This window comes from Kitasatospora sp. NPDC058243 (assembly GCF_042882025.1).
Lineage (GTDB): Bacteria > Actinomycetota > Actinomycetes > Streptomycetales > Streptomycetaceae > Kitasatospora.
In genome coordinates this window covers 92,265-98,313 of sequence record NZ_JBHVWW010000027.1, presented here as the reverse complement: position 1 = coordinate 98,313, position 6,049 = coordinate 92,265, and the positions used below count along the sequence as shown (strand labels likewise).

Below are 6,049 nucleotides of genomic sequence, written 5' to 3'. Positions count from 1 at the left end.
CTGGCCGAGCGCGGCCGGGCCGCCCTGGCCGGGCGGCACCTGGCGCTGCTGGCGCGGCGTCGGGGCGACCCCGCGCTGCTGCTTGGCCTGGGCGGGGCCGGGCCGGGCGGGGCCGCGGCGGTCGGCGGAGTTGGTGACGTCGACCGGGAGCATGACCAGCGCGGTGGTGCCGCCGGAGTCGCTGGGGCGCAGCTGGATGCGGATGCCGTGTCGCAGGGACAGGCGGCCGACCACGAAGAGGCCCATGCGGCGGGAGACCGAGACGTCCACCGTCGGCGGGTTGGCGAGGCGCTCGTTGATCTCGGCGAGGTCGTCGGGGCTCAGGCCGATGCCGGTGTCGTGGATCTCGACCAGGACGCGGCCGTCGGGCAGCGCGTGGCCGGTGACCCGGACGCGGGTCTGCGGGCTGGAGAACGAGGTGGCGTTCTCCAGCAGCTCGGCGAGCAGGTGGACGAGGTCGTTGACGACGCGGCCGGCGACCTCGGCCGACGGCACGGCGGCGAGTTCGATGCGCTCGTACTGCTCCACCTCGGAGGCGGCGGCGCGGAGCACGTCGACCAGCGGGACGGGCCTGGTCCAGCGGCGGCCCGGGTCCTCACCGGCGAGGACGAGGAGGTTCTCGCCGTTGCGGCGCATGCGGGTCGCGAGGTGGTCCAGCTTGAAGAGGTTGGCCAGCTGGTCCGGGTCGGCCTCGCGGCTCTCCAGTTCGGAGATGAGCGACAGCTGGCGCTGGATGAGGCCCTGGCTGCGGCGCGAGAGGTTGGTGAACATCGCGTTGATGTTGCCGCGCAGGAGGGCCTGCTCGGCGGCGAGGCGGACGGCCTCGCTGTGCACCATGTCGAAGGCGTGCGCCACGTGGCCGATCTCGTCGGTGGAGTCGACGGCCACCGGTTCGACCGTCGTGTCGACGTCGTGCGGGTCGCTCTCGGAGAGGGTCTTGACCAGCTCGGGCAGGCGGCGCTCGGCGACGTCCTCGGCCGCGGCCTGCAGCCGGGTCAGCGAGCGCACCATCGAGCGGGCGATCAGACCGGCGCCACCGAGGGCGACGAGCAGCACCAGGGCGATGGCGGCACCGATGATGATGGCCTCGGTGTCGGCCTGGGACTGGAGGTCCTGGGCCTTGCCGTCGAGGTCCTCGATGAGCTTGGACTCGATCCGGCGCTCGGCGGTGATCTTGGCGCTGGCCTTCTCGTACCAGTCCTTGTAGGTCACCGGGTCGGTCTGGTGGATACCGCTCGGCTGGAGGATCGAGCGCGCGTACCGGTCGGCGTCGGCGATCACCGAGTTGTAGCTGAGCTGGCCGCGCAGGTTGTCCAGGTCGTGCGCGGTGTAGATGTTGTTGAAGCTGGTGAGCGAGTTGTCGTACGAGGTGCGCAGGCGGATGCCGAAGGACTCGTCGCTGGGGCTGAGGTCGGGGCCCTTGGGGTTGGCGAGTGCGGCGCCGATCAGGGCGCGCTGCTGCGAGGTGGCGTTCTTGGCCAGCGAGAACTGCTGCAGCGAGCGGGTCGCGACGAGCAGGTCCGTGTTGTTCGACGCGAGCGCGATGTCCTGGGTGATGGCCAGCAGGTCGCGGATGATCACGTCGTAGGCGGTGATCGTCGACTGGATGTTCTGGTTGTTCTGGTACGGCGTGTTGCGCGCGTCCGAGATCGAGTTCAGGTCCCTGCGGATCTGGAACAGCAGCGCCTTCCCGCCCGAGAGTTCGAGGTTCTCGAACTTGTCCGAGGACGCGGTGAAGGTGCGGCTCAGGTCGTCGGTGGCCCTGCGGGCGGTGACGATGTCGTCGTCGAGCGGGTCGTTGGGGCGCGCGGTGATGTAGCCGGCGCTGATGTCGCGCTCGGTCTGCAGGGCGTCCGCGAGGTTGGTCGCCTTCTTGGCCAGGTCGGACAGGTTGGCCATCTGGGAGAGCTGCTGCGAGTTCTGCATCGAGGCCTGGATCCGCAGGCCACCGAGGACCAGGGAGACCAGGACGGGCAGGGCGAGCAGGGCGATCAGTCGGGTCCGGATGCGCCAGTTGCGCATCGCGAGCCGGCTCAGACCGGTGGCCCGTCGCCGGGTCAGGGTGGTCCGGAGCTTGTCCCGGGCGGACTTCCGTTCCTGGCCGTCGTCCTCCGGGTGGCCGGGGGCCTCGGGGACCACCGGCTCGGCCGGGCTGCCGGGAGCCGCCGCCTGCTGGGGGGCTGCCACGGGCTCGTGCGACTCCGGGTTACCCGCGGCGCCGCTACCCCTTTTGAAACGTCCCTGCACTGGCGTCGCAACCTCTGGACCGGGCGTCCCGCCGCGTCGCCGCGGACCGGACGGTGTCGAGTTTCCTTCCGCTCCCCGGCTGGTCCGGGTGAGCGCGTCGCCGGGGTGGACTTCTCCCTACCCACGGTCCGTGGCATTCCAGCACAGCCGGGGAATCCCAACAAGGGCCGCCAGGACACGCCGCGCGGCGCTACCGAACGCGTGCGTGACTTCACTGACTGTGCCGTAACAGGACCGGAATACCGCATTTTTCGGACACTCGCCGGATACATGCCAACCCGGCCCGAGATCGAAAAGAGTCACAGACCTTCCGGAATGACCGTTATCGGAGATATGCCGGAAAATACCGTTGCGGCGATATGTCGGATATCTGCAATTCGCTCATGAATTTGTGATCAAAATCACAGTCTAATGTGTAGCTTTGGTCACGGTCCCTGTGGAATGAGATCTCGTAACCTGGCTGTCTCCGGAGCACGGCCCCGATCAGCCTGCCCAGAACCCCTCCGAATCATTCGGAATCAATCAGGCCGGTGACGATCCGCCGCGATCCGACCGGCCGCGACCACGAGGTGCTCTCGATGTCCCAGGCGAAGAAGGCCGCCACCAAGTCCACGCTGCCCTGCCGCTCCACGGCGAACCCGCGCCGGACGACGCTGGCCTCGGTCGCGGACTTCAGTACGATCCCGGGTGCCCGCAAGCCCGAGGACGCCGTCACCTACGGCACCGAGCTGCCGGCCAGCACCGCCAACCCGCGCCGCACCCAGCTGATGGTCGCCCCGGCGCCCGTCGTCGTGCAGGACTGACCCGACCCCCGCTCCGACAGGGCGTCGCGGCCGCGCCACCGAGGGCGGCCGCGGCGCCCTGCGGCGTTCCCGGGCGGTCGCCGGGGCTCGCGGCCCGACCGCGCTGAACAGGGGTAAAGCGGTCAGCCGGGGCCCCACGCGATAGCCTGGACGACGATTGACGGGGCCGCGCCCACCGTGGGCGAGGCGCCCACCAGCGCCCGGGCGCGCCCCGGGCGGTCGACGAAGCGAGGGGTATCCCAGCCGTGCGCATTGCCAGGTTTTCCGTCCGGGAAGGGAGCCCTGCCGCCGGCAGCGTCTCCTTCGGCGTGGTGGAGGGCGACCCTTCCCAGCCCGACTCGCTGGTCGTCCACGCGCTGGCCGGCCACCCGTTCGGCCAGCCCCAGCCGACCGGCGAGAGTTACCGCTTCCAGGACGTCCGGCTGCTCAGCCCGATGCTCCCCAACAAGATCGTGGCGGTCGGCCGCAACTTCGCGGCGCACGCCGCCGAACTGGGCAACGACGTCCCGGACGTGCCGCTCACCTTCTTCAAGCCGTCCACCTCGGTGATCGGCCCGACCGAGAACATCGCGTACCCGCCGTTCTCCTCGGACGTCCAGCACGAGGCCGAACTCGCCGTGGTGATCGGCCGGATGTGCCGCGAGGTGCCGCTGGACCGGGTGCCCGAGGTGATCCTCGGCTACACCTGCGCCAACGACGTCACCGCCCGGGACGTGCAGAAGCGCGAGGGCCAGTGGGCCCGGGCCAAGGGCTTCGACACCTCCTGCCCGCTGGGCCCGTGGATCGAGACCGACCTGGACCCGGCCGACCTCGCCGTCACCTGCACGGTCAACGGCGAGCTCCGGCAGGCCGGCCGCACCTCCCAGATGGTCCGCTCGGTCGCCGAGCTGATCGTCCACATCTCCGAGGCCATGACGCTGCTGCCCGGCGACGTCATCCTCACCGGCACGCCCGCAGGGGTGGGCCCGCTCAACGTCGGCGACGAGGTCGCCGTCTCCATCGAAGGCATCGGCACTCTCACCAACAAGGTGATCAAGCGTGGCTAGTGAAAAGCTCAGCGGCTCCGCCGCGGGCAACCCGGCCGTCCGGGTTCGTTTCTGTCCGTCCCCGACCGGGAACCCGCACGTGGGCCTGGTCCGCACGGCCCTCTTCAACTGGGCCTACGCCCGCCACAACGGCGGCACGCTGGTCTTCCGGATCGAGGACACCGACTCGGCCCGCGACTCCGAGGAGTCGTACGACCAGCTGCTCGACGCGATGCGCTGGCTCGGCTTCGACTGGGACGAGGGCCCGGAGGTCGGCGGCCCGCACGAGCCGTACCGCCAGTCCCAGCGGATGGACATCTACGCCGACGTCGCCCGCCGCCTGCACGAGGCCGGCCACGCCTACCACTGCTACTGCAGCACCGAGGAGCTGGACGCCCGCCGCGAGGCCGCCCGCGCGGCCGGCAAGCCCTCCGGCTACGACGGCCACTGCCGCGAGCTGACGGACGAGCAGGTCGCCGTCTACAAGCTGGAGAAGCGCGAGCCGATCCTGCGCTTCCGGATGCCCGACCGCACCCTCAGCTTCGACGACCTGGTGCGCGGCACGCTCACCTTCGAGCCGGAGAACGTGCCGGACTACGGCATCGTCCGGGCCAACGGCGCCCCGCTGTACACCCTGGTCAACCCGGTGGACGACGCCCTGATGGGCATCACCCACGTGCTGCGCGGCGAGGACCTGCTCTCCTCCACCCCGCGGCAGATCGCGCTGTACGCCGCGCTCGCCGAGATCGGCGTCGGCGACGGCACCACCCCGCGCTTCGGCCACCTGCCGTACGTGATGGGCGAGGGGAACAAGAAGCTCTCCAAGCGCGACCCGCAGGCCTCGCTCAACCTGTACCGCGAGCGCGGCTTCATCCCCGAGGGCCTGCTCAACTACCTGTCCCTGCTGGGCTGGTCGCTGGCCGACGACCGCGACCTGTTCGGCATCGACGAGATGGTCGCCGCCTTCGACATCGCCAAGGTGAACGCCAACCCGGCCCGCTTCGACCTGAAGAAGTGCGAGGCGATCAACGCCGAGCACGTCCGCAAGCTGGCCCCGGAGGACTTCGTCCGCCGCCTGGTGCCGTACCTGCAGGCCCCCGGGCTGCTGCCGGCCGAGCCGACCGCCGAGCAGCTGGACCTGCTCGCGAAGATCGCGCCGCTCACCCAGGAGCGGATGGTCGTGCTGAGCGAGATCGTGAACATGGCCGGCTTCCTGTTCGTCGACCCGGCCGACTTCACCGTCGACCCGGACGACGCCGCCAAGGCGCTGACCGCCGACGCCCGCCCGGTGCTGGAGGCCAGCGTCAAGGCGCTGGAGGCGCTCGCGGACTTCAGCCCGGAGCCGATCCAGGCCGCGCTGCGCGAGGCGCTGGTGGACGGGCTGGGCATCAAGCCCAAGTTCGCGTTCACGCCGCTGCGGGTCGCCGTCACCGGCCGCCGGGTCTCGCCGCCGCTGTTCGAGTCGATGGAGCTGCTCGGGCGCCCCGAGACGCTGCGCCGGCTGAACTCCGCCCTGGAGGCCCTGCCGGCCGCCTGAGCGGGCCGCTGAGCAGGCTGCGGGCCCGGCCTCGTGCCGGGCCCGCAGCCTGCCCGGACGTCACCGCCGGGACGTCACCGCCAGGTCGCCCGGCCGCTGCCTGGGGTTATCGATTTTGGAGCCGGGGCCGGCGTCGGGTAATGTTCTTTCTGCGCCGCCCGGGAGGGAACGGACGAGGGAGCGAAACCCTCCACCCGGCCCCGAACGAGAGGCGCAACGCCTGAGAAGGCCCCGACAGGGGTTCAACTCTGGTGGGGTATGGTGTAATTGGCAGCACGAGTGATTCTGGTTCATTTAGTCTAGGTTCGAGTCCTGGTACCCCAGCGCAGTACGCAAGTCCAGCAGTACAAGTGAAGAACAAGCCCCCGTTGTGTAGCGGCCTAGCACGCTGCCCTCTCACGGCAGTAGCGCCGGTTCGAATCCGGTCGGGGGTACTG

General features: G+C 70.4%; 4 protein-coding genes and 2 tRNA genes. 5 read left to right on the top strand and 1 reads right to left on the bottom strand.

Translation table 11 applies throughout. The features are described from left to right. The coding region (locus ACFVX9_RS19630; protein WP_387982676.1) for a nitrate- and nitrite sensing domain-containing protein at window positions 1-2,187 on the bottom strand (2,187 nt) is incomplete at its 3' end. A gap of 590 nt (window positions 2,188-2,777) precedes the next feature. On the opposite strand from ACFVX9_RS19630, the gene ACFVX9_RS19625 reads away from it, so the two are divergent. The 5 genes from ACFVX9_RS19625 (at window position 2,778) to ACFVX9_RS19605 (ending at window position 6,046) form a co-directional block, all read left to right on the top strand. After that, window positions 2,778-3,050: a hypothetical protein gene (locus ACFVX9_RS19625; protein ID WP_347878533.1), complete on the top strand. Its 273-nt coding sequence runs from the start codon at window positions 2,778-2,780 to the stop codon at window positions 3,048-3,050. Window positions 3,051-3,295: 245 nt separating this feature from the next. Continuing rightward, window positions 3,296-4,096: a fumarylacetoacetate hydrolase family protein gene (locus ACFVX9_RS19620; RefSeq protein ID WP_063347716.1), complete on the top strand. Its 801-nt coding sequence runs from the start codon at window positions 3,296-3,298 to the stop codon at window positions 4,094-4,096. After that, window positions 4,089-5,612, top strand: a complete 1,524-nt coding sequence (gene gltX / locus ACFVX9_RS19615; protein ID WP_363375967.1) for a glutamate--tRNA ligase — start codon at window positions 4,089-4,091, stop codon at window positions 5,610-5,612. Before ACFVX9_RS19620 ends, gltX begins: the two co-directional genes overlap by 8 nt. Window positions 5,613-5,864: 252 nt before the next feature. Then, window positions 5,865-5,936, top strand: a tRNA-Gln gene (locus tag ACFVX9_RS19610). A 37-nt stretch (window positions 5,937-5,973) separates the two neighbouring features. Beyond that, window positions 5,974-6,046: transfer RNA gene (locus ACFVX9_RS19605), tRNA-Glu, on the top strand. Window positions 6,047-6,049 lie beyond the last annotated feature (3 nt).